The organism is Cupriavidus sp. TMH.W2, from assembly GCF_050847365.1.
In the GTDB taxonomy this organism is placed as follows: domain Bacteria; phylum Pseudomonadota; class Gammaproteobacteria; order Burkholderiales; family Burkholderiaceae; genus Cupriavidus.
In genome coordinates, this window is record NZ_CP193793.1 from 1,350,480 (window position 1) to 1,374,885 (window position 24,406).

The window sequence follows — 24,406 nt, forward strand, 5'->3', positions numbered from 1 at the left end:
GAATTTGCAGGAAGACCGGCGTCAGCGATGGCGCCGTCCAGTACTTGGCAAAAGCCGTATCGATTGGGGAGCATCGGCGAGGAACGCAGACTGCAGGAATGACTGGTTGGCCCAGGCCGATGAAACGAGCATCGTCGACGGAATTTCCCAAGATCGACGTGCCACAGATTCTTGCGCAATGCCCGTTCACGCACACCCCTCCCTTTGTCGGGTCCACTCTTAAGAGGGGATCGAAAACACGCTAAACACGCGTGCGTTGCCTTGAAGATCTACCCCGTGGAGCCATAAACTTCGCCGGTCTGCGCAGTGATGCAGCGCAAGAGAGTGCGCGCCTGCCAGGAACAACACTAAGCTGCCACCGCCAGGTCAAGAGTCCGCAGACATAGATGGCAAGCAAGCGGAAAGGCTGAGCGTGTGCATTGTTTGGACAAACGGGAAGCACCGCCGTTAAACCAGATCAGGAGACGGGGGGGCAACGGGATCTTCTGGGTCGCAAGGAAAAAATCGAGTCGTGTCAAAGTTTTCAAGCATGCTGACGTTGGGCAGGGCGGTGATTTGCCTGGTAGTCGTACCGTTGCTGGCATCCTGCGCACTCGCGCCAGGGATGCGCTTCGATCCACAGCGTCCGCTCGATCCGGAGGATCCGGAATCGGTGCCCAAAATCACCCGGATTACGCCTGCGCTGGTGCGCAGCCTGAAGGCATCAACGAAGCCGGCCAACGCTGGCGTGGAGGAATTGTTCGCAGAGCCGGCACCCTATACCGTTGGCGTTGGTGACATCCTCTCCATCGTTGTGTGGGATCACCCGGAACTGGTGTTCCCCACGCAAACGTACTCGATCGGCGCGGCTTACGACATACCGAATTACAGCGGCGCAGCCAACGTGCCGGGGTACGTCGTAAGTCCCGCGGGCACCATCCAGTTTCCCTATGCCGGCGTGGTCAAGGTTCTCGGCCGCACGCCGGACGAAATCCGCGGGCAGCTAAGCACCCAACTCAAGGATGTCGTCAACCTGCCTCAGGTCACCGTGCGCGTGCTGGCCTTTCGCAGCAAACGGGTCTACCTGGACGGTGAAGTCAAGACACCTGGCCCTCAGAATATCGATGACGTGCCCATGACCCTGGTTGAGGCGCTCAACCGGGCTGGCGGTATCAATGTCCTGACGGGAGACAACAGCCGCATCCGCATTTCCCGCGCGGGCAAGAACTACTTCGTCAACCTGCCGGCGCTGTTGCAGCAGGGCACCGACCCCGCCCGCATCCTGCTGCGCAATGGCGACATCGTGCGTGTGGAGCAACGTGAGGACAGCAAGGTATTCGTGACTGGGGAGGTCGTGCGTCCTGTCAGCGTTTTGCCGCGTAATGGCCGTCTGACGCTCAATGAGGCCATCGGCGAGGCTGGCGGCGTCAACCCCAACTCGGCCAACGCCAAGGAACTGTATGTGATTCGCAAGAGTGGCGACGGCGAGGCCGAGGTTTTCCACCTTGACGGCAAATCTCCGGTCGCACTGGCGCTGGCTGAATCCTTCGAACTCAAGCCCAAGGACGTCGTCTATGTCGACGCCGCTGGTGTGGTGCGCTGGAGCCGCGTGATCAACCAGTTGCTGCCGAGTGGGAATTTCTTCACCTCTACGGCTAACGCGATCAAATGATCAAGACTGTGCTGGTGGTTTGCGTAGGCAATATTTGCCGCAGCCCGATGGCGGAAGCGCTGCTTAAGCAAGCGTTGCCTGAAGCGAATGTCGTGTCGGCCGGACTGGGCGCGCTGGTCGGCCAACCCGCCGATCCGAAGGCGGTTGCATTGATGAGCGGCCTGGGCCTGGACATTACTGGCCACCATGCGCGCCAGCTCAATCGCACGATCGCCACGCAAGCCGATTTGATCCTGGTGATGGACAACCCGCAGAAGCAGGAGATCCAGCGACAGTATCCGGCGACGACGGGGCGGGTATTCCGGCTTGGCGAAATTGCCAGGTTCGACGTACCGGACCCATATCGCGAGGCGCTCCCCGCCTTTGAACACGGGCTGCAGTTGATCCAGCGCGGCGTGGAAGCTTGGGTTCCGCGCATCCGGGCCCTCCGCTAACAGCAATCGCAGTAGAGCTTATGAATCAGAATCCTCCCTCAGTTGCTATCACCGGACCGCCGGAAGACGAAATCGATCTCGTTCGGTACCTGGACGTATTGATTGCCAGTCGCTGGCTGATCGCGACGATCGCCGCCGTGGTGTTGGCGCTTGGCGTTGCGTATGCATTTTTGGCCCGGCCGGTATATCAGGCAGACATTCTGGTCCAGGTCGAAGACAGCCCTAACAGCGCGAAGAGCTTGCTCGGGGACGTATCCAGCCTGTTCGACGTAAAGGCTGAAGCGACCGCCGAGATTGAGATTCTTCGCTCGCGCATGGTGGTGGGCAAGGCCGTCGATAACCTGCATCTGTACATTTACGCCAAGCCCAGCTACTTGCCATTCTTCGGTGCATGGATTGCCAGCCGGGCGAAAGGCTTATCAGAACCGGGTTTGCTCGGGTTCGGCGGTTTTGCCTGGGCTAAGGAATCCATCGATGTTGACCGGTTCGATGTGCCCGAATCCCTGGAAGGCGAGAAGTTCAAGCTGGTCGCGCTGGGTGAAGGCCGCTACCGCGTGGAGCAGAAAAGTCTGGACAAGCCATTGGAAGGCCGCGTAGGAGAGATGCTCCAAGCCGATCAGAATGTTGGCAGCTTTACCCTGCTGGTGAAGGCTCTCAAAGCCAAGCCCGGTATTGCCTTCAACCTGGTACGCAATTCACGCTTACAGACACTGGAAAAGCTGCAAGACCAGCTCAAGATCGCCGAGAAAGGCAAGCAGAGTGGCATTATCGGCGCCTCGCTTGACGGCACCGACCCCAAGCTCACCGCAAGCATCCTTAATGAGATCGGCGACGAATATGTGGCCCAGAACATCAAGCGCAAAGCGGCCGAAGCCGAGAAGTCCTTGGTCTTCCTCGGCGACCTGGTGCCTCAGCTAAAAGCAGAGCTTGAGCGTGCGGAAGTCAAATACAACGAAATGCGCAACAAGCGCAACACCTTCAACCTCAGCGAAGAAGGCAAGGCCTTCCTGCAGGAAAGCGTAACGGCGGAAACCAGCTTGCTTGAGCTGAAACAGAAGCGTACGGAACTGCGGACCCGGTTCGCCGCAACGCACCCCAGCCTTCAAGCCCTCGACCAGCAGATCGCTACGTTGAGCGCCAAGGTGGGCGGCATGTCTGCCAAGTTGAAGACGTTCCCCAATGTCGAGCAGGACACCCTGCGTCTCATGCGCGACGTCCAGGTCAATAATGACCTCTACGTGGGACTGCTCAACAATATGCAGCAGCTCAAGCTGGTCAAGGCCGGCAAGGTCGGCAACGTTCGCCTGCTGGACAATGCGCCAGTTCCCGAGGAACCCATCAAGCCCAAGAAGGGCCTTACCATCGCCCTGGCCGGCATTGTTGGCCTGTTGCTGGGCGTGGTTGCTGCTTTCGTGCGTAACGCACTCTATGGCGGTATCACCGACTCACAGGATATCGAGCAACATAGCGGCCTGAACGTCTACGCGACAGTACCCTTGGCGCAGCAGCAAGCGATACTCAGTGAAGAAATCCGTCTTCGCAAACGTGGCAACTTCCTGCTGGCAGATCGCTACCCCAACGACCCAGCCGTCGAAAGCCTGCGCAGCCTGCGTACCGCATTGCAATTTGCCATGCTAGATGCGGACAACAATCGCGTGCTTCTGACCGGCCCTACACCGGGCGTCGGGAAGTCCTTCATCTCTGCAAACCTCGCACTGGTGATGGCTTCCGGCGGAAAGCGCGTGCTGCTTGTCGATGCGGATATGCGCAAGGGCCATCTCAATCAGTATTTCGGGCAACAGCGGGAGCGTGGTCTCTCCGATGTGCTTGTGGGAAGAGTCGGCTTCGACGAAGCCGTACACCGCAACGTCTTTGAGAATCTGGATTTCCTCAGTACTGGAGTTCTGCCCCCCAATCCTGCGGAGCTGCTACTCAACGAACGCATGGTGACATTGTTGCAGGAGGTGAGTGAAGGATACGACCTGGTGTTGATCGATACCCCGCCTGTCCTCGCTGTGTCAGATACGGCGATTCTGGCGGCCCGATGTGGCACGGTATTCCTTGTCACTCGATTCGAAAAAACGACCATTGGCGAAGTTACTGAATCGACCAAGCAATTGCGTCAATCCAATGCGGACGTGAATGGCGTGGTTTTCAATGGATTGGATGCCAGCGCATACCGTTATGGATATGGCTCGAAGTATGGGCGCTATCGGTATGCGTACTACGGCTATGCGAGTGAGGTAGCAAGCCCTTCGGAACTCAGTGAGCAAGCCAGCACACCCAGATAGCTGATATGAAGGTCTTGCGTTAATAGCCCGCAGTGCTGCCGCCCGCGAGTGGGTGTCCAGCCAGTTAAGTTGCAAGTCCCGCGGTTTTGGTCAGACTGCGGATTATCTGAAGCGTCGGTGTTCCGAAGTCTTTCCGTCGCTTCACCGAGCCATCGCAGAGTGGACCAAACCGGCGCTTGACGCGCGAAATACCGGCACATCCTCGTGCCACCAACATGCACGTAGACACGGGGCAGGAATCCGCTTACGCGCGCGGTCACATATCGATCGCCGACACGCGGTTCAGCATAGGCAATACATGGATTCGGAATTCTCACCATGAAGAAGGTATTGGTCGTATTTGGGACGCGTCCGGAAGCTATAAAAATGGCACCGCTGGTCAAGTTGCTAATGGAGGACGAAGGGGTGCATTGCGGTGTCTGCGTTACAGCGCAACATCGCGAGATGCTTGATCAGGTTCTGCGTCTGTTCGATATCCGTCCCGACTTCGACCTAAACGTGATGAAGGCGGGGCAGGATCTCTATGAGTTGACTAGCAACATCCTTGGGGGGATGAAGTCGGTACTCGACTCGTTTGCCCCGGACCTCGTGCTGGTGCATGGGGATACCAGCACAACCTTGGCGACTACCCTTGCGGCTTACTACAAGCAAATCCCCGTTGGTCACGTGGAGGCAGGCTTGCGCACCGGCAATTTGTACTCCCCCTGGCCGGAGGAAGCCAATCGTAAGGTAACTGGGACATTGGCAGCGTTGCATTTCGCCCCCACGCCGCGTTCGCGACAAAATCTATTAAGTGAGGGCGTGCGAGAAGATACCGTCATCGTAACCGGAAATACCGTCATCGATGCACTGTTCTGCATTCGAACGCGCCTTCAGTCCGACTCGTCACTTCGTAAGCGTACCGCCCAACAGATTCCGTACGAGATTCGTGGTCGCCGGATTGTGCTGGTGACCGGTCATCGAAGAGAGAGCTTCGGTGAAGGATTCGAACGCATCTGCTCGGCACTTGCCCAGATCGCGCGGCTACACCCGGAAGCGGATGTCGTGTATCCAGTTCATCTGAATCCGAATGTACGTGAGCCGGTAGGTCGATTACTCAAGGATATTGGCAACGTCCACTTGATAGAACCACTGGACTATCTCCCATTCGTTCATCTCATGGATAACGCCCATCTGATTCTTACGGATTCCGGTGGAATCCAGGAAGAGGCGCCGTCGCTCGGGAAGCCGGTACTGGTGATGCGTGATACCACCGAGCGGCCAGAAGCTGTCGATGCGGGTACTGTAAAACTAGTAGGTACGTCCATCGAGCGGATTGTGAGCAATACCTCCGTCTTGCTCAAAGATGAGAACGCCTACCTTGCAATGAGCCGCGCCCATAACCCCTACGGCGATGGCGCCGCCTGCGCTCGCATCAGTCACGCTATTCATTCGTATCTCGCTTGAATTGAGGGCAACAGCAATGGACTTCAAAACCATCTCCGTCATCGGCTTGGGCTATATCGGCTTGCCCACAGCTACAGTCTTCGCTGCCCGCCAGCGAAAGGTCATTGGGGTAGACGTCAACCAACACGCCGTAGATACCATTAATCAGGGAAAGATCCATATCGTTGAGCCGGACCTTGACATGCTAGTGCATGCCGCTGTGTCGCAGGGATTCTTGCGAGCGACGACCACTCCGGAACCTGCAGACGCCTTCTTGATTGCGGTGCCCACACCGTTCAAAGAGGATAAACGTCCCGATCTTTCCTATATTGAGGCGGCGGCGGAAGCCGTTGCTCCCGTACTCAAAAAGGGTGATCTGGTAGTTCTGGAGTCGACTTCCCCTGTCGGCGCTACCGAACAGTTAGCCGTTTGGCTGGCAGCTGCGAGGCCCGACCTCTCGTTTCCACAACAGCAAGGGGAGATGTCCGACATTCGCATCGCGCATTGTCCGGAGCGGGTTTTGCCAGGACACGTGCTGCGCGAACTTGTAGAGAACGACCGGATCATTGGGGGCATGACCTTGAAATGTAGTGCGGCTGCCCAATCCCTATATGAACTGTTTGTGCGTGGCCGCTGCATCGTGACGGACGCTCGCACTGCGGAAATGTGCAAGCTGACCGAGAACGCTTTTCGAGACGTCAATATTGCCTTCGCAAACGAGTTGTCGATGATATGCGACAAAGTCGGAGTAAACGTTTGGGAGTTAATCAGCCTCGCAAATCGTCATCCACGTGTCAGTATTCTCCAACCGGGACCAGGAGTCGGAGGGCATTGCATTGCGGTAGACCCCTGGTTTATTGTCGATGCGGCACCTGATCGTGCGAGAATAATTCGTACAGCTCGCGAGGTGAATGATGCCAAACCAAGTTTTGTTGTAGATCGAATAAAACAGGCAGCCAGCCGCTTTAAGGACCCCGTAATTGCCTGCTTTGGATTAGCGTTCAAGGCAAATATCGACGATCTGCGAGAGAGTCCTGCTGTTGATATCGTCAGAGAACTCATCGAGGCGGAAATTGGTACCGTCTTTGTCGTCGAACCGCACGTAAAGGAACTGCCCGCCATGCTCGGAGGCGCGGAACTGCTCGATGCTGAACGAGCCCTTAATAGGGCTGATATCGTTGTGTTGCTCGTGGACCACCAGCAATTCGAAAATATCGATGCGGATCGTCTGCAGCCGCGAGTTGTTATTGATACTCGGGGGATGTGGTCGACGAAGCGAAAGAGATCTTGAGCTATAGGAACCCCTGTTACCGAGTAAGGATATTAAAAGGCTTGTCGCGCGAACATTTTAATGCGAGCGTGAATAATATGATTTTCCTTGTTCTGCTAATAATCTAAATTAGATAGAATATTTCGCAAAAGAGGCAGGCAAAATATAGGAAAGTTGGAATAGGCATTTTTTTCGCATATCCCGGATCGGTGGGCAGGGCGCCCCTGCCATCTTCGCGCTATCGGCGTAGATTTTCGATTTTTTTGGGCGAGAGGATGCGCAAGGGCAAATACAAGATGTGAACCCAAGGGGTTTACCGAATCAGGAATTGGTCGGCATACAACGCCGGGCTGATCGCCGGAGGTGACGTCACGATGTGGATCGACATGAGCGAGCTGAAGCAGGACACCGAGCTTGAGTCGCGCAAGCGTGAGCGCCCGTGCGTCCACTCGGATGTCGTCATTCAGATGCTGCTGTGGCTCAAGCAAGTGTTTCGTCTGCCGTTGCGTATCCTGCAGGGATTTGTCAGCAGCCTTCGAAAGCTCGCCTTCGCCAACTTGCCAGTGCCGAACTTCACGACGCTGAGTCGACGCGCGCAGGATCTTAACGTGGTGATACGGGAGCTGCGCCCCGGTGAGGCGCTCAGCGGCACCGGCCCGAAGGTCTTCGGCGAAGGCGAGTGGAAGGCGCGTATACACAGCCATTCGAAGCGGTGTACCTGGCGCAAGGTGCATCTCACGATGGACGCGCAGACCAGCCAGATATGCGCGGCTGCGATGCCGCTCCAGCCTGTGGCTGATACCGGAGTGTTGCCCGAACAACTCGAACAGACCCTGGGCGACATGCCGATCGACACCATCGGCGGCGACGGCGCGTATGACTCCAGGCAATGCCACCCGGCAGTTGCCACGCGCGATGCACAACCGTCGATTCCGCCGAGTGAGGGAGCGATGCTATGGCCCGAGGGCGCGCCCAGTGCACCATGGCGCAATGAGGTCATTGAAGACGTTGCGCGAAGTGGCCGACGCGAATGGAAAAAGTCCAGCGATTATCCCCGGCATTCGCTTGTTGAGAACTCGATGTGCCGGCTCAAGACGCCCATAGGCAATCGCTTGTGGGCGCGCGCGGCCGGGTCCCAGGCGACCAAGGTGTCGATCCGTGAAGTCGTGCTGAAACGCATGGCGGCGCTCGCCTTCAGTCCGTCCGCATCGCATGAATTCAAGACCACCAGCGTCGCCCTTACCTTCAAACTCGATCTATGCAGCAACAATGCCGTGCGATGGGCAATTTATTAGTTTTCGGAGGAAGCGCCGGTCTGAGTTTAATTATAAACCAGATAACAAATGTATATGTCGCGCGAAATATGCCTATATCCCAAATAGGGCAATACGTGATAGCGCTTTTGGTTTCTACAGTTTTAGGGATATTAGTCGACCTCGGTGGCAGAATGTATTATGCGACACGCCTGGTAAAAATTAGCAGGTACGAACGACGTAGATTGTATTTCGAGGCAATTGCAAGGCGAACAACTGAATCTAATATTTTAATGACTGCACCTTTCATTGTTCTTGGGCTGATTCTTTATGAAACTACTGAGGCACTGCTTTACGGGGCATTGATTTGCCTCGTAGTCTCATTGTATTCAAATGCTTTTTCATTCGAGCAGGCAACGGGAAGAGGAAGATTCGCGCAGATTTCTAATGTCGCGATCGAGTTGACAAGGTTATTAATAGTTTTTCTTCTAAGCAAAATTTCTTCGTTAAGTGGAATTACTATTTTGATGATTGCAATTATTTCGTCGAGGACGTTTGGCGCGATTATTTTGTACAGAACGATTCCTCATCTCCGTGTTGGTGCTAACGCATTTTTTGGTGTTAGAAAGATCTACAGACGTTCTTCAAATATATTCCTTAGTAATGTAATGTCTTTGATTAACGTGAAGTCTGGAGAAATGCTGGTTGCGAGCATTCTTCCAGCCGCTCGAGTAGGTGAGCTCAATATCGCGATGCAGATTCCGGCGGCGGGACTTCGGATCTTCGAGCTTGTGAAAGCGTCATTTATTCGGCGATTGAATAGCATTTCGGTGAGGAATTTTATGAGCTTCACGGTGACGACTATCGTCATCCTGCAGTTTCTGATGTTTGTTTTGAGTCCATATCTGCAAAGAGTATTTGTATTCATATATGGCGAGAAGAACATAGTAGCGGCGCCGTTGTTTATTGGATTATCTTTTTGGCTAATTTTTAGCTTGGCTAACTATATGTGTTCAATGGCACTTGTGGTTAAGGGGAAATCAGATCTTGATCTGGCTACAAATAAGCTAATTCTGTTCGCCTCGATTCCTGTTTACGCATTTTTGGTAAGTACCTTTGGCCTCATAGGGGTGATCATATCGATGTGCTTGGTTGCAGTTTTGTCACTCGGCATAAATTCTTACTGGCTAGTTTCAACTCAAAATTAGAATAATTTAAGACGTGGCTGAGGTTAAGTGATTATGAAGAAGATAGTATTCAATGCGTATCCTCGTTTTGGGCTGGATTTGGGCGGTCTACAAATACAAGTTCTTCGGACCGAAGGTGCACTTCGCAAGCTTGGACACAATGTAATCTATCATAATCCTTGGGCTGATTTGGATTCTACTGCCAATATATTGCACTGCTTTTCAATTGATGCCAGTAACTTGTACTTATCACTGAGGGCAAAAAAGTATGGAATAAGAGTCGTTGTCTCTCCGGTATTAAATGCATTCGAGGTTGGTCGGCGTCTTCTAAAGGCCAAGATTGCAGCCTCTCGACTGCCTGGAATTTACACCGGCTATAGGGTGGCGCGGGCTCTATTTGATGTATCTGACGTGGTTGTCGCTTTGAACGATCAAGAAGCAGAACTGCTGAGCGATTGTTTCAAAATTAACGAAGATAAAATATCAATTATTCCTAATGGTGTAGACGAGAGGTTTTTTTGCTCCACGCCATCTGAATTCGAGACACGTTATCCAGACATTAGAAATATGCTTCTGCAGGTAAGCTCAGTGGAAGAAAGAAAGAATCAATTAAACGTGGTACGCGCAATTCGACTGTTAGAGGAGCAGGGTCTGGCAGACTTCAGCTATGTGAATATAGGGCCTGCTCGAGATGGCAGTGAAGCATACATTGAGAAAATCAACGAGATGCGATCAAGAAAAATACATCTCTTGCCGGCTGTGGACAATGCGGATTCGTTGCTGCCATCTGCCTATGCTGCAGCCAGAGCGTTCATACTTCCCTCATTCAGCGAAGTTATGCCATTGGTTCTCTATGAGGCAGCAGCAGCAGGTTGTCGATTGTTAGTTTCAAACCATGTTCCCGTAGAGGCATCGGTTATGGATAGGGTAGTAAGATTTAAACCGGATGATCCTGCGGACATTGCAGAGAAGATCGCCAGCCTATCCCTTGAAGAGAGGACAGGGTTACCTGCTCCAGCACTCCAAACATGGCTTGGTGTGGCACGTGAAATAGATCGACATTGCTATGAATAGCCCGAAACGGGGAACAGTCGCCTGTGTACTAGCGGCAGGTTTCATCATCCTCTCGTTGATTGGGATTATGACAAGCTCGCAATCAACTTATCGAGCGGTAGTCATAATTTATCTGTTGATTTTGTCAACGAACAGAGTTGCACTGGTTTGCGCCATACCGTATATATTTTTTAGCCCTGTTGCGTTGATGTCAGACCTGCCATTGATTATGGCAATCTGTTGCGCTATTTTTTTTCATGCTCTGTTTTCCGCTGTTGGGAATGGGTTGAGTGTGAAATTTTCCTCCTTCGGGAAGAGTTGGACGGTATCGTTGCTCGCTTTGATATTGGCGTCATTAATTTCGGCTATTATTTCAAATAACGAAATTGCCAGTTTGGGGGCTTTGTCAATTTACGTTCAAGGTTTTTTTCTATTAATTTTGTTGTGCGTGTCAGTTAGAGGAGAGAACGAGTATCAATATCTCTTGGTCAGTATCTGTATTGCCTCAGCATTCGCGCTTGTGTACAAGGTTTTCTGTTACTACTCCGAAATTCCACCGGTACTTTTATCTGCTGCAGTAGATGGTGGATCCTCTTGGGAGTCGAAGGCCCAGATATTTTTGGATTCGGAGTTCGTGAAAAGGCTGCTGTGGCTCGGGCAGGAACCCAACTACACCGCCGCTCTTCACTTCGTTCCCACGGCGATCGCCATTAGCCTGTACGCCAAAGCGAAGAGGTGGAAGCTGCTGTTCTTGCTTTGTGCCGCCGCGAATGCGATGCAGATATTAGGGACCTTGAGTCGATCTGGCGCGGTCTCCTTGCTGCTCATGATGGTGCTACTGGTTTTATTCGGGGGAATGAAGTCGAAGAATAAATTGCAGATAGGTAGCGCGATGATATTGGCTGTAATTCTTCTTTACAGCCAGGTGGGATATTTATTTGACCGGTTGGGGTCAATCCAGAGTTCAGTGGTGAGTGATGGTGCGAGTGGGAGATTTGAGTTCTGGGGGAAAGCGGTTGAATTAATCAATCAATCGCCCGTCTTTGGTATTGGGCCAGGTGGTTTTAGGGCTGATGTGGGAGATGCCGCTCATAATACTTACATTGAAGTAATTGCTGAACTTGGTTTTATCGGAGGGGTAATTTACATTGCATTTGTCGTCTTCCCTGTGGCTTACTCGGTAATCTCAAAAAGGCGTAGTGATAGAATTATTTTGATTGGTTATTTGTCATATCTTTTGATGGGTATGTCAATTTCATTTTATCAATTTTTTTTAATAGTATTTATGGGATTTGTATGTGTGCGCGGATATTCGTCGGTGCGCAGCTCTGCCTCTCATGGGGGAATCTATGTTATGTAGATATAGCGGTTAATTTTGGCGTGACCACTTAATCGCGATTAGCGGTAGTTTTCATTAAAATCTCGGTGCCTTTTTTATGAGATACGCATTTTGTTTTTCTGGGGTTTCGGAAGAAAATGCAGTCGGCCTAGCTTGGTCCAGAATTTTTAATCAGTTCGTTGATGCTGGGGCGAATGCGGAGAAAGTGTTGGTTGGTGGTAGCCTTAGATGTCTATCGATTTCTGATTTGAAATGCCTGAGATCTTTTGACTTTGTGGTTTGCCTCAACGTTTGGCAGGTTCTGGCAATAAGATTTTTGCTTTTTGGGTCGAAAGCGAGAGTTATCTACTGGATCCAAGGGTTGGTTGCGGAGGAGAGTTATCTAAAGCATAAGTCCCGGGTGAGGTACTTGGCTTTGAGGGTATTTGAGTATATGGCACTCTATTTTTCTTATGCCTATATATACGTATCGGAGTTTATGAGGGGTTTATATGGTGATAGATGTTCCGCATCACTGAGTAAGCCTTCGTTGATCTTGCCTTGCACATCCGATTTGACCATGAATGAAAATGTGTATCGGAATCCTTTCTCGTATTGCTATTTAGGTGGGATGGCTCCGTGGCAAAATTTTGAAATAATTGTTCGTTTGATGAGTGGCGTGGTGAGAGGTAATCCTGAGGCTTTTTTCAGTGTTGCTACCAAAGAAGTGGAAGAGTGCTGGAAAATATTGAGCAGTGTGGCGAGTGATGAGTTGCTAGGTAAGGTGAAGGTGGTCTCTTTGTCAAAGAAGAGCGAGGTTCAGGATTTTCTTTCGAGCCAGCAATTTGGGTTTTTGATCAGGGATGATCATGTAATAAATAATGTCTCCTCTCCAATAAAGCTCGCAGAATATTTGTCGTGTGGTGTTAATGTCGTTACCACGAATGCCATCCGGTCATACTCTCCCGTTCTTGGTGTTGCCGGTCATATTATAGAGTTTTCTAGTGAGGCTGATGTGATCCTGGTTGGTGAGTTTTCATATCCTGGTTCTGACGTCTCTATAGGCGTTTTCGAAAGACATTTTTCTGTGAAATCGGCGATGAATGCGATCGAAGTGTTTCTTTGTGAGCTAGGAGCGAGATATGGCTGAGGTGGTGGTAGGTAGATTTCCGCCTCCGCTCGGTGGTGTAAGCGTTTTCGTTCAGAGAAAATTTTTGAGTATTAAGGAGCGAGGTGGGAAATATATTGATTTTGGCGAGAAGGCATGGATTCTTAGTCTGGTAAGGTTGAGCGCCAGGAGAGATAATGTTTTTCTGCTTAATTCTGCAAGCCTTAAAGTGCTGGCAGTTTTTTTTGTTTTCGGGATACTCTCGCGAACAATATTATATGATCACAACGCAAGCCGTCATTTGTGGCGCAATAATCTTTTGGCTTTTGTGTACATTTTCTTTGTTCGGCGACTCTTGGCCGTGAGAGTTGTGCATCAACACTTGGTAGATGAGTACGGACTCAGGGGGTGTGGTGATAAAGTTGCCGTTGAATCGCCGTTTATACCGCCGAATGAAAGTGAGAGGCAGCAAGTTTTGGGGACATATCCCCGAGAAGTTGTCGAGTTCATAAATGACCCGCGCCCGTTCAAAGTCGTCACGGCGGCTTGGAGATACTCCGTGGATGCCGACGGACGCGATTTGTATGGGATAGATTCTTTGGTCTTATTAATTAACCATCTGTTGTCGGCTGGAATTGAATCGAGATTCCTGGTAGCGTTCGGTGATTTCAATGTAGAAAATATTCCGAGGCCCCTCTTGGATCAATTATTGGAATTGAGACGGACGGGTTATTTGATTGTACTGGAAGGGCAGCGCGAACTCTGGCCTATATTCGATAAGGTGGATCTATTCTTGCGGCTGACATCGACGGATGGAGAGAGCGTAAGTGTGCTAGAGGCTTTGCATTTCGATTGTAGTGTTTTAGCATCGAATGTGGTTCCTCGTCCCGCAGCGGTAGTTACCTATAAATATGGCGACAAGTCTGATTTGATAGAGAAATTTTTCGAACTTTACAAATGTTGTGCTTCTGAAAAATGAAACAGCTACTGCAGAATCTACAGGACGGAAGCACCATGATCAAGGTTGCTCCATCGCCGGCCAATAACTATAACTGTCTAATTGCACAAACTCGCATAACGCTTATTTCCGCAGGTACCGAGCGAATGCTGGTGGATTTTAGTCGGGCGTCGATGCTACAAAAGGCCCGGCAGCAACCGGACAAGGTCAAGATGGTACTTGAGAAGGTTCGAACCGACGGACTCGTGACCACAATTGAAGCGGTGCAATCAAAATTGATGCAACCTTTGCCGCTGGGCTACTGCAATGTGGGTGTGGTGTCTGAGGTCGGCGAAGGGGTTGACGGCTTCAAATGCGGTGACCGAGTAGTGTCCAATGGCCCCCACGCCGACGTGGTCAGAGTGCCAAAGAATCTGTGTGCCCGTATTCCGGATTCGGTGGATGACGAATCCGCATCATTTGTTGTTGTCGCCAGTATTGGCTTGCAGGGTATTCGTCTTGCCCAGCCGACATTGGGCGAGTCTTTCGTAGTGACAGGCGCCGGGCTTATCGGTTTGTTGACCGTTCAGCTTCTACGGGCACACGGTTGTCGTGTATTGGCGATTGATTTTGATGAAGCTAAGTTGGCTTTGGCGCGGAAGTACGGGGCGGCTACCTGCAATCCAGGTGCCGGCGAGGATCCCGTCGCTGCGGGCATGGCGTTCAGCCGTGGATATGGTGTCGATGGAGTGATTGTTACAGCATCTACTAAATCGACGGATCCAATAACCCAAGCCGCCAGGATGAGTCGAAAGCGAGGGCGCATCGTATTGGTAGGCGTCACCGGACTTGAACTCAATCGTGCAGATTTTTACGAGAAGGAGCTGAGCTTTCAGGTGTCCTGCTCCTATGGACCAGGACGATACGACCCGGACTATGAGGATAAAGGACAAGACTATCCGCGGGGTTTTGTCCGCTGGACAGAGCAGCGTAACTTTGAAGCGGTGCTTGACATGCTGGCCAGTGGTCAGCTGGATGTTAGGGAACTCATAACGCACCGCTTTTCATTTGAGGACGCAACCAAAGCCTATGAAACGCTCACTCAAGACAGGCGTGGGCTGGGCATTCTCTTGCGATACACTTCGCCAGTTGATGAGCGGGCAGGTCGTAGCGTTGCCCTTTCCACTAACGTGCGATTCGACCGACAGCGACCCGTACTCGGTTTTATCGGTGCGGGAAACTATGCATCTCGTATGTTGATGCCTGCGTTCAAGGCGGCCGGCGCTCAGTTGCACACGATCGTCACTGCGGGTGGGATCAACGGCGTGATCCATGGTGAAAAGCTAGGGTTTGCAGTTGCCTCCACTGATCTGAGCGCCATGTTGGCCGACAACGCAATTAATACGGTGGCGATCGCCACTCGCCACGATACTCACGCGAATTTTGTTGCACAGGCACTCCGCGCAGGTAAGAACGTGTTTGTGGAGAAGCCGCTAGCGATCCAACGCGACGGACTGGCGGCCGTTGAGGCTGCGTATGCCGAGGCGCATTATGCCCCGAAAGGCCCGCAATTGATGGTGGGATTCAATCGCCGTTTCTCGCCTCAGGTTCAAAGAATGAAGGCGTTACTGCATGCAGTGAAGGAACCAAAGTCCTTCATTATGACCATGAACGTTGGTGCAATTCCGGCTGACCATTGGACACAGGACGAAGCAGTGGGGGGAGGGCGCATCATTGGGGAGGCTTGTCACTTCATTGACTTGATGCGTTTCTTCGCCGGTAGTCCGATTGTCTCCGTTCAAGCGCGCCGCATGGGCAACGCTCCAGGGATGGAAATTACCGAAGATAAGGCTTCCATTACTCTCGGCTTCGAAGACGGTTCGTTCGGTACCATTTTGTATCTCGCTAACGGGGCAGCTAGCTTTCCAAAGGAGCGGGTAGAAGTATTTGCTGCTGGTCGCGTACTCCAGTTGGATAATTTTCGTAAGCTCAAAGGCTATGGCTGGCCGGGTTTCAATAAGTTCAACCTTTGGAAGCGAGATAAAGGTCAGAAGGCGTGTGCTGCGGCATTTCTCCGGGCGATCGAAAGTGGTTCTCCCGCCATCCCTTTGGAGGAGATTTTTGAGGTTGCACAGGTCACGATAGGGGTGGCTGAACAATTGCGCAGACAATGAACGCGCTCGTGACAAAGGCACGCACAGTCCTCTCGTTGGGACTACCTAACATCGCCCGCGTTGCGGGCTATCGTTTAGGTGTCAAGCTAGGCCTGAACCCAGTGCGACGACTACGGGCCACCGTGCCCAAGGGGCCATTTTACTTGGCACCGTCAGAGGGCACGCGGTTTGCTGCGCCTGCTGTCGGTGATTGGGAGGTATCCGCGCGGTTGTTTAGCCACTGGCCGATTCGGTTGACAATGCAGCCACCCGATTGGCTTGCTAACCCGTTCAATGGCCAGCGTATACCAGCGCCGAAACGCCCTTGGTGGCTAATTCCAGACTTTGATCCTGTGGCAGGCGACATCAAAGTCATTTGGGAATTATCCCGCATGGATTGGCTGCTAGCGTTCGCCCAGCGGGCACACAAGGGGGACTCGGAGGCACTAAGCCGTTTGAACGCTTGGCTAGCCGATTGGTGTGAGTCTAATCCACCCTACTTGGGACCTAACTGGAAATGTGGCCAGGAGGCCGCGCTGCGAGTAATGCAACTGGCGGTGGCGGCGCAAATGCTGGGGGACGTGAAGCAGACGACGCCAGGGCTAATGGATTTACTCCGGGTTCACCTACAGCGCATTGAGCCCACGCTGCAGTATGCAATGGCACAGGACAATAACCATGGGACATCCGAGGCGGCTGCTCTATTTATCGGTGGGAGTTGGCTAGCAGGGGCTGGTGTTACGGAGGCGGTGCGCTGGCAGGATAAAGGGCGCTATTGGCTGGAGAATCGCGCCGGGCGCTTGATTGGGGACCAAGGGAGTTTCAGCCAATATTCACTGAATTACCACCGTGTGATGCTGGATACCTTCTGTATCGTGGAGGTATGGCGAAGAGAGAACAGGCTGCCTAGATTTTCCGATCATTTCGAAACGAGAGCACGAGAGGCTGCGCGCTGGTTGCACGACATGGTCAGTCCGACAAGCGGCGATGGTCCAAATCTTGGCGCGAATGATGGCGCGCGGTTACTGCAATTAGCCGATACAGCTTATCGAGACTATCGCCCGACTGTGCAACTGGCGATGGCCGTTTTTGCAGGGCAGTGTGCCTATAAGGAGGACGGTCCATGGAATCACGTGCTGCATTGGTTAGGAGTTCGAACGCCTGAGGAGTGCGCTCCGGGGCCGAGCAGCCGCGTCGCGGATGATGGGGGCTTCGCAGTTCTTCGTCGTAGAGATGCTATGGCAATGCTGCGCTATCCCCGCTTTCGATTCCGGCCAAGCCAAGCTGATGCTCTCCATCTCGATTTTTGGGTGGATGGTGAAAACCTGCTGCGTGATGGTGGTACCTTTAGCTACAACGCCGACCAGCGATGGTTGAACTATTTCGCCGGTACCGCGAGTCACAACACAGTACAATTTGACGATCGCGACCAAATGCCGCGTTTGAGCCGATTTCTATTCTGCGATTGGTTGAAGACAACGAAGGTTGCGCAATTAGAGGTGGGCCAGCTTACTTCAACATTTTCCGCCTCATACATCGACAGACTGAAGGCTAGTCACAGTCGTCATGTGAATCTTGCCGATTCCCATCTGCAGGTTATAGATGAGATTGCTGGCTTCGCGCACAAAGCTGTACTGCGCTGGCGTATCGCGCCAGGTAATTGGCAGTTAGATGGGCATCGTTTGACTAACGGTGCTTGTTCGCTGGCAGTGCGGGCAAGCGTCCCCATAGTCCGTTTGGAATTGGTGGAGGGCTGGGAGTCGCGCCACTATCTTGAGAAAGCCCCCGTGCCTGTTCTCGAGATTGAAGTCACGCAACCGGGCACCTTGACAACGGAGTTTCGCTGGACTGTATGAGAGTTCTCTATTTTCATCAGCATTTTTCTACCCCGCAAGGCTCAGTTGGCATTCGCTCTTATGAAATGGCGCGCCAGTTGTTGGGCCGAGGCCACCAAGTCACTATGGTCTGTGGTAGCTACGGGGGCGGGGAAACGGGCCTAACTTTGCCGTTCGCCAAGGGGAGCCGACGAGGGGTGGTAGACGGTATCGATATCGTAGAATTCGACTTGGCTTATTCCAATAGCGATGGGTTTGTTAAGCGCGGATTCACATTTTTGAAGTTCGCGATGCGCAGCGTTGGTTTGGCTTTCACCGAAGAGTACGACGTACTGTTCGCCACAACGACTCCGCTAACGGCGGGCATTCCTGGTGTTTTTGCCCGCTGGCTGAAAGGGAAGCCCTTTGTGTTTGAGGTGCGTGACCTCTGGCCAGAACTCCCCCGCGCTATGGGTGTGATTCGTAATCCGCTGGTGTTGCAGGCTATGTCGCTGCTTGAATGGGCCAGCTATCAGTCCGCTCACCGGCTTGTCGGTCTTTCTCCTGGCATTGCAAAGGGCATTGCGCATAGGGGTGTGTCAGCAGAGCGCATCGCTTTGTTGCCAAATGGATGTGACCTCGATATTTTTGCCAGCGCGGTGGAGCCTTGGCGACCAGACGGAGTGAAATCAAGTGACTTGTTAGCCGTATTCGCTGGGACCCATGGGGTGGCAAACGGGCTGGATGCGGTACTTGATACTGCGGCCGAACTTAAGCGTCGCGGCCGGGATGATATCAAGCTCCTGCTGATTGGTCAGGGAAAACTGAAAGTCGGTTTGCAGGAGCGGGCAGTGCGCGAGGGTCTGGACAATGTGGTGTTCCACAACCCTGTCAACAAGACTCGCCTAGCGGGTCTGATGGCCGCTACTGATGTGGGGCTGCAGATATTGTCCAACGTTCCGGCATTCTACTACGGCACATCTCCAAATAAGTTCTTTGATTATATTTCGTCTGGATTGCCAGTACTGAACAACTACCCGGGCTGGCTGGCAGAGTTGATCGAGCAACATCGCTGCGGATTTGCTGTGCGTCCTGGCGATCCTGTCGCATTTGCTGACGCGCTCGAAGTTGCGTCCAATGACCGAGCTGCCCTCAAGACTATGGGCGAGCGTGGCCGCGCTCTTGCGGAGAGGGAGTTTAGCCGGGCGGTGTTGGCGGACAAGTGGGTGGATTGGCTTGAAGGCGCCCTACCTATCGCCGGCAAGACGCACGTAGCGATCAACAAATGATGTATTGAGACGGGAGCTGATTGATGAAGCGCGTTTTCGATATCGTTCTTGCAACCTTAGCCCTGCTCCTTTTCGGGCTGCCACTTCTACTCTTGACTTGGCAGGTACGGCGCAAGTTGGGCAGCCCAGCGTTTTTCCGCCAAACTCGCCCGGGACTGCAGGGACGGCCATTCCACATGATCAAATTTCGTACCATGACAAATAGCCGCGGATCGGATGGCGAGTTGTTACCCGATGCCGTTCGGTTAACGCCTTTTGGCCGTTTTCTCCGGTCCACTAGCCTGGACGAATTGCCCGAGCTATGGAACGTGCTTAAAGGGGATATGAGCTTGGTAGGCCCAAGGCCGTTGCTCATGGAGTACCTACCTTTGTACACTCCCGCGCAAGCTCGTCGGCATGAGGTACGTCCTGGTATCACCGGTTGGGCGCAGATCAACGGCCGGAACGCGCTGTCCTGGGAGCAGAAGTTTGTCTTGGATACGTGGTACGTAGACCATCGTACGCTCGGGCTGGATCTGAAGATCCTGGCATTGACCATAAAGAAGGTACTGGTGCGCGACGGGATCAGCGCAGCCGGCGAAGCTACCATGACGCGATTCACCGGTGTCCCGACGAACGAACAGAAGGAGTAAGCGATGAGGTTGATTGGAATCTATGGCGCGAGCGGATTCGGGCGCGAAGTCATGCCTCTGGCGCGCGCGCAATTGACGGCTGCTCGAACCGGACCGTTTGAGCTGGTGTTCGTGGACGATGGAGAAAATGCGCCGCTAAGCAATGGCCATCGGGTGCTGTCATATGCGCAGTTTTTGGAGGTACCGGCGGACAAAAGACAGCTTGGTTTCGCGATTGCGGACAGCCAGGTACGAGAACGGCTGGCCTTGCGCGCGGAGCAGGATGGCGTTGGTTGCATCGACATACTTGCATCCAATACGGTGATGCTGGATGACGTCAGCATCGGCGCAGGCGCGGTGATTTGTCCTTTTGTCACCCTGACAAGCAACATCCGGATCGGCAAGCAATTTCACGCCAATCTCTATGCCTACGTGGCTCACGATTGCGTCATAGGGGATTACGTAACCTTCGCTCCTGGGGTCAAGTGCAATGGAAACGTGCTGATTGAAGACCACGCCTACATCGGTACCGGCGCGGTACTCAAGCAGGGCAAGCCAGGCAAGCCGCTGGTTATCGGGCGCGGGGCGGTGGTTGGCATGGGTGCCGTGGTAACGCGCGATGTGCCCGCTGGCGCGACGGTAGTGGGTAATCCTGCGCGCTCGATGATCAAGTGAGAGGATAGAGAGATGCTGAATACCGGATTTTCACCTTGGCCGAGTTTTTCGCCCGAAGAGATGGCGAGCGTGCAAGCCGTGCTGGCTTCCAACAAAGTCAATTACTGGACCGGCACGGAAGGCCGTGAATTCGAACGCGAGTTCGCCGCCTGGGTGGGCGTGGAACACGCCGTCGCACTGGCCAATGGCACCCTGGCTCTGGACGTGGCCCTGAAGGCGCTGGATATCGGTCCGGGCCACGAAGTGGTGGTCACCTCGCGTACCTTCCTGGCCTCCGTATCCAGTATCGTACTGGCCGGTGCCACCCCGGTCTTCGCCGACGTGGATTGCGATGACCAGAACATTACCGCCGAGACCGTGCGGGCGGTGCTCAGCCCACGCACCAAGGCCATCCTCTGTGTACATCTTGCGGGCTGGCCCTGCGATATGGATCCGCTCATGGCGCTGGCCAGGGAGCATGGTCTTGCTGTGATCGAAGATTGCGCCCAGGCGCATGGGGCGGTTTATAAAGGGCGGGCGGTAGGCTCAATCGGTCATGTCGGAGCCTGGTCCTTCTGCCAGGACAAGATCATGACGACTGGCGGTGAAGGCGGCATGGTAACGACGAACGACCGTGATCTGTGGTCGCGCATGTGGGCTTACAAGGACCATGGCAAGAGCTACGAAGCGGTCTATGAGCGGGAGCATCCGCCGGGCTTCCGCTGGTTGCACGAGTCGTTTGGCACCAACTGGCGCATGCTGGAGATCCAGGCGGCGATCGGCCGTATTCAACTGAAGCGCATGGTGGACTGGACCGCACGGCGTACGGCAAACGCCATGACGTTGGTCGAGGCACTGAAGCCGTGCAAAGCGCTGAGGGTTCCTTTGCCGCCGGCAGGCGTGGATCATGCCTGGTACAAGTTCTATGCCTTCGTACGGCCCGAAGCATTGGCTAATGGCTGGGATCGGGACCGGATCATGGCGGAGATCAACGCAGCGGGCGTGCCGTGCTATTCGGGTTCCTGCTCCGAGGTGTATCTGGAAAAGGCGTTCGATGGTACGGGGTGGCGTCCGGCCGAGCGTTTGCCGGCGGCAATGGAATTGGGCGAGACCAGCTTGCTGTTCCTGGTGCATCCGACCTTGACCGAGGCAGAGATTGCGCGGACCGCACAGGTGGCTCGCGCGGTGGTGGAGCGGGCTACGCGTGGTTGACATGCTAAAGCCCGCAAAAGCGGGAGAGCGGCAAGCGGCTTGCCCCGATGATGGTGGCCGTTTATTTGCGAGGGTCACCTCGTTATGACGCTGTGGGCACATGTCGTTCCCTTCGGCGATAGCACGTGGACTTTGCCGCTTGCCGCGGCAATCGCTCTTGCATTGCTGCTTGCAGGGTATCGAGCCCATGCAGCGCGTTGGCTAGTCTGTTTCAGCGCCGGCATCGCGATGATTGTTGCAGGCAAGCTGGTGTTCGATCTTGGCGGCTGGAGCTTGCCATCGATTGGCTTCTACAGCATCAGCGGCCACGCCATGCAGACTACAGCAATCTATCCGCTGCTGTTCATGATGATTTTATCCGCATTTGGCACACGCGCCGCGCGATGGGGCTTCTATCTGGGGCTGGCTGCAGCCCTGTTCATGGCGATAACCCTACTGAGCGGAAACTATCACACGCTGTCAGAAACTCTGGCTGGCTTGGTCGTTGGTGGAGCGGTAGTCTGTTCGTATCTGCGCTGGCAACTGAGCTTCCGGCCGGCGCATCTGGCTTCGCTCGTCCTGTTGCCACTCGCTGCTGCGGTACTTGTCGATATGCATGGCACGGTCAATCCGGCCAAGGCTGCACTCTGGCAGCGTGCAGCGCATTGGCTGGGTGCGACCGAAAAATATACTCGGCAGATTTATACTGATCCAGCCAGTGGTATGCGGCTGGTTTCTGTGCGGCTGCGGAGCATTCTGTCTAGCTGCTCACCTTGATCTGTTTGGCGTTCAGTTCCGCGAAATCCGCCAGCACGTCCTCCCGCCCGCGCGCACGGGCCCCGAAGGGGAAGGGGAGCAATACACGCGGACGCGATGCCTTGCGGCTCTTGCCGTCCAGCGAGCTGTAGGGTGCGTACTCCGGCACGATCGCTTGCACCAGGTTCTGGATCTTGAGCGAATCGCGCGTCTCGCAGGCGGCAAACAGCGCGGCCAGCAGATCGTGCAGCGTGGCCTCTTCAGTGGAGTCCTCTTTTGCACACAAGATGCGCTCGTGCGAACTGGGTATGACATCCTCGCCAATCAGCAGTTCTTCATAGAGTTTCTCGCCGGGGCGCAGGCCCACCACCTTGATCTCGATATCGCCGCCGGGGTTGTCCCTGGTCTTCTCCTGCAGTCCGGACATATCGATCATGGTACGTGCCAGGTCCACGATGCGTACGGGTTCTCCCATGTCCAGCACGAAGACCTCGCCGCCCTTGGCCATTGCGCCGGCCTGGATCACCAGTTGTGCCGCTTCGGGGATCAGCATGAAGTAGCGGACCACGTCGGCGTGGGTGATCGTGATCGGTCCGCCGGTTTCGATTTGCCGGCGGAACAATGGCACGACCGAGCCCGATGATCCCAGCACGTTGCCGAAACGCACCATCGAGAAGGTGGTGCGGGTGCGCGGACGCGCCGCGGCGGCCTGGAAGACCAGTTCGGCCATGCGCTTGCTCGCGCCCATGACGTTGGTCGGGCGTACCGCCTTGTCGGTCGAGACCAGGACGCAAGTCTCCACGCCGTACAGGTGGGCGATATCGGCGACGGTCAACGTGCCCAGCACATTGTTGCGGATGCCTTCGGGCATGTTCGACTCAACCAGCGGCACATGCTTGTACGCCGCGGCGTGGTAGATGGTATCGACGCGGTTCCGGTGCACCGCAGCGGTGACGGCCTCGGGATCGCACACCGAGCCGATGCGCGCCGATATGTCCAGCCCCGGAAAGAGCTGCCGCAATTCCTGTTCGATTGTATATAGCGCGTACTCGGAGTGTTCGAACAGGACCAGCTTGCGTGGTTCCTGCGTGGCGATCTGCCGGCACAGCTCGCTGCCGATCGAGCCGCCGGCCCCCGTCACCATCACGACCTTGTTGCGCGTGCACCTGGCAAACAGGTTTTTGTTAGGCAGCACCGGCTCGCGGCCAAGCAGGTCCTCGATGCGAATTTCCCGGATTGACTGCGCCGTGATCTTGCCATCCACCAGTTCCAGCAAGGTGGGTAGGGTACGCACTTCTACCGCATGCGTACGCAGGCTTTCCAGTACCTCCCGGCGGCGCTGGGGTGAAATCGAAGGAATGGCCAGGACCACTTCGTCGATGCCCAGCCGACTCAACTGCTCGACCAGGCGACTGTCGTGATAGACCGGCAAGCCAGCGACGGTTTTATTATTCAGCGTGACGTCGTGGTCGAAGAAGCAGAGCGCCTGGTGATCCGGGCTAGCGCGCATCGCGAGGGCAAGCTGGAAACCAGCCTCGCCGGCGCCAAATATCGCAAGGCGAGCCACTTTGCTGTGATTCTTTCGGTAGTGCGAGGTGCGCAGCAGCGAGCGCGCCAGGAAGCGCGAAATAACCACATAGGCGAAGGCAATGAACCAGTAAATCAGCAGACCTGTACGCGGCAGGTAGTCATCCTGTACCACCACCGACACCGTGTATGTGAGCACGATCAGGGCGGCCAGGCTGATACCTGAAACCAACAAGACTTTGATGTCGATATACCGCAGCACCGCGCGGTAGAGACCGCTCAGGTAAAACACCGGAATGGTCAGGAGCGTGATCGCCAGCGGCGGTAGTACGCCATAGTGCTTCAGCAGTTCGGCGCCTCCCGTCCGCAGCAGGAGCGCGAGCGAGAAGCACAGCGGCAGCGCCAGTATGTCGGCCGCAACCATCAGAAGGAATTTTCTGCGGCGCGGGAGAGTGAGTAGCCCGCGGGTAAGGGCGGATGTCAT

General features: G+C 54.2%; 18 protein-coding genes and 1 pseudogene. 18 read left to right on the forward strand and 1 reads right to left on the reverse strand.

All coding sequences use genetic code 11. The features are described 5' to 3' along the window. The first annotated feature begins 511 nt into the window (after window positions 1-511). The 18 genes and pseudogenes from ACREYQ_RS23730 (at window position 512) to ACREYQ_RS23815 (ending at window position 22,416) form a co-directional block, all read left to right on the forward strand. The gene (locus ACREYQ_RS23730) at window positions 512-1,651 is read left to right on the forward strand and encodes a polysaccharide biosynthesis/export family protein (protein ID WP_432260461.1); all 1,140 of its coding nucleotides are present in this window, start codon (window positions 512-514) and stop codon (window positions 1,649-1,651) included. Next, window positions 1,648-2,085 (forward strand): low molecular weight protein-tyrosine-phosphatase, encoded by a 438-nt coding sequence (locus tag ACREYQ_RS23735; protein ID WP_432260462.1) that lies wholly within the window; start codon window positions 1,648-1,650, stop codon window positions 2,083-2,085. The genes ACREYQ_RS23730 and ACREYQ_RS23735 overlap by 4 nt, the downstream gene beginning before the upstream one ends. A gap of 20 nt (window positions 2,086-2,105) precedes the next feature. Further along, window positions 2,106-4,376, forward strand: a complete 2,271-nt coding sequence (locus ACREYQ_RS23740) for a polysaccharide biosynthesis tyrosine autokinase (RefSeq protein ID WP_432260463.1) — start codon at window positions 2,106-2,108, stop codon at window positions 4,374-4,376. A gap of 318 nt (window positions 4,377-4,694) precedes the next feature. Continuing rightward, the gene (gene wecB / locus ACREYQ_RS23745) at window positions 4,695-5,822 is read left to right on the forward strand and encodes a non-hydrolyzing UDP-N-acetylglucosamine 2-epimerase (protein ID WP_432260464.1); all 1,128 of its coding nucleotides are present in this window, start codon (window positions 4,695-4,697) and stop codon (window positions 5,820-5,822) included. A gap of 16 nt (window positions 5,823-5,838) precedes the next feature. Then, window positions 5,839-7,092, forward strand: coding sequence for a UDP-N-acetyl-D-mannosamine dehydrogenase (wecC, locus tag ACREYQ_RS23750; RefSeq protein WP_432260465.1), 1,254 nt, complete (start codon window positions 5,839-5,841; stop codon window positions 7,090-7,092). A gap of 299 nt (window positions 7,093-7,391) precedes the next feature. Continuing rightward, window positions 7,392-8,264: pseudogene (locus ACREYQ_RS23755) on the forward strand (IS5 family transposase); the annotation flags it as partial. 65 nt (window positions 8,265-8,329) lie between these two features. After that, window positions 8,330-9,532 (forward strand): lipopolysaccharide biosynthesis protein, encoded by a 1,203-nt coding sequence (locus ACREYQ_RS23760; RefSeq protein WP_432260466.1) that lies wholly within the window; start codon window positions 8,330-8,332, stop codon window positions 9,530-9,532. A 33-nt stretch (window positions 9,533-9,565) separates the two neighbouring features. After that, on the forward strand, window positions 9,566-10,585 hold the full coding sequence (locus tag ACREYQ_RS23765; protein ID WP_432260467.1) for a glycosyltransferase family 4 protein: 1,020 nt from the start codon (window positions 9,566-9,568) through the stop codon (window positions 10,583-10,585). After that, complete coding sequence (locus ACREYQ_RS23770) at window positions 10,578-11,924, forward strand: O-antigen ligase family protein (protein ID WP_432260468.1); 1,347 nt, start codon at window positions 10,578-10,580, stop codon at window positions 11,922-11,924. Before ACREYQ_RS23765 ends, ACREYQ_RS23770 begins: the two co-directional genes overlap by 8 nt. A 538-nt stretch (window positions 11,925-12,462) precedes the next feature. Continuing rightward, window positions 12,463-13,032 carry a hypothetical protein gene (locus ACREYQ_RS23775; RefSeq protein ID WP_432260469.1) on the forward strand — a complete coding sequence of 190 codons (570 nt, stop codon included), beginning with the start codon at window positions 12,463-12,465 and terminating at the stop codon, window positions 13,030-13,032. Then, window positions 13,025-13,969, forward strand: a complete 945-nt coding sequence (locus tag ACREYQ_RS23780) for a hypothetical protein (RefSeq protein ID WP_432260470.1) — start codon at window positions 13,025-13,027, stop codon at window positions 13,967-13,969. The genes ACREYQ_RS23775 and ACREYQ_RS23780 overlap by 8 nt, the downstream gene beginning before the upstream one ends. Window positions 13,970-14,004: 35 nt before the next feature. After that, the gene (locus ACREYQ_RS23785; RefSeq protein ID WP_432260471.1) at window positions 14,005-16,101 is read left to right on the forward strand and encodes a bi-domain-containing oxidoreductase; all 2,097 of its coding nucleotides are present in this window, start codon (window positions 14,005-14,007) and stop codon (window positions 16,099-16,101) included. A 371-nt stretch (window positions 16,102-16,472) separates the two neighbouring features. Continuing rightward, on the forward strand, window positions 16,473-17,936 hold the full coding sequence (locus ACREYQ_RS23790; RefSeq protein ID WP_432262641.1) for a heparinase II/III domain-containing protein: 1,464 nt from the start codon (window positions 16,473-16,475) through the stop codon (window positions 17,934-17,936). After that, complete coding sequence (locus ACREYQ_RS23795) at window positions 17,933-19,183, forward strand: glycosyltransferase family 4 protein (protein ID WP_432260472.1); 1,251 nt, start codon at window positions 17,933-17,935, stop codon at window positions 19,181-19,183. Before ACREYQ_RS23790 ends, ACREYQ_RS23795 begins: the two co-directional genes overlap by 4 nt. A 23-nt stretch (window positions 19,184-19,206) precedes the next feature. Continuing rightward, entirely contained in the window at window positions 19,207-19,815 is a 609-nt protein-coding gene (locus ACREYQ_RS23800) for a sugar transferase (protein ID WP_432260473.1), read from the forward strand. A gap of 3 nt (window positions 19,816-19,818) precedes the next feature. After that, the gene (locus tag ACREYQ_RS23805) at window positions 19,819-20,469 is read left to right on the forward strand and encodes an acetyltransferase (RefSeq protein WP_432260474.1); all 651 of its coding nucleotides are present in this window, start codon (window positions 19,819-19,821) and stop codon (window positions 20,467-20,469) included. Between the two features lie 12 nt (window positions 20,470-20,481). Then, a complete protein-coding gene (locus ACREYQ_RS23810) occupies window positions 20,482-21,660 on the forward strand; it encodes a DegT/DnrJ/EryC1/StrS family aminotransferase (RefSeq protein ID WP_432260475.1) in 1,179 nt (392 codons plus the stop codon). An 84-nt stretch (window positions 21,661-21,744) separates the two neighbouring features. Then, window positions 21,745-22,416 carry a phosphatase PAP2 family protein gene (locus tag ACREYQ_RS23815; protein WP_432260476.1) on the forward strand — a complete coding sequence of 224 codons (672 nt, stop codon included), beginning with the start codon at window positions 21,745-21,747 and terminating at the stop codon, window positions 22,414-22,416. On the opposite strand, the gene ACREYQ_RS23820 is transcribed toward ACREYQ_RS23815, so the two are convergent. Next, window positions 22,400-24,406, reverse strand: a complete 2,007-nt coding sequence (locus ACREYQ_RS23820; RefSeq protein ID WP_432262642.1) for a polysaccharide biosynthesis protein — start codon at window positions 24,404-24,406, stop codon at window positions 22,400-22,402. The genes ACREYQ_RS23815 and ACREYQ_RS23820 overlap by 17 nt on opposite strands.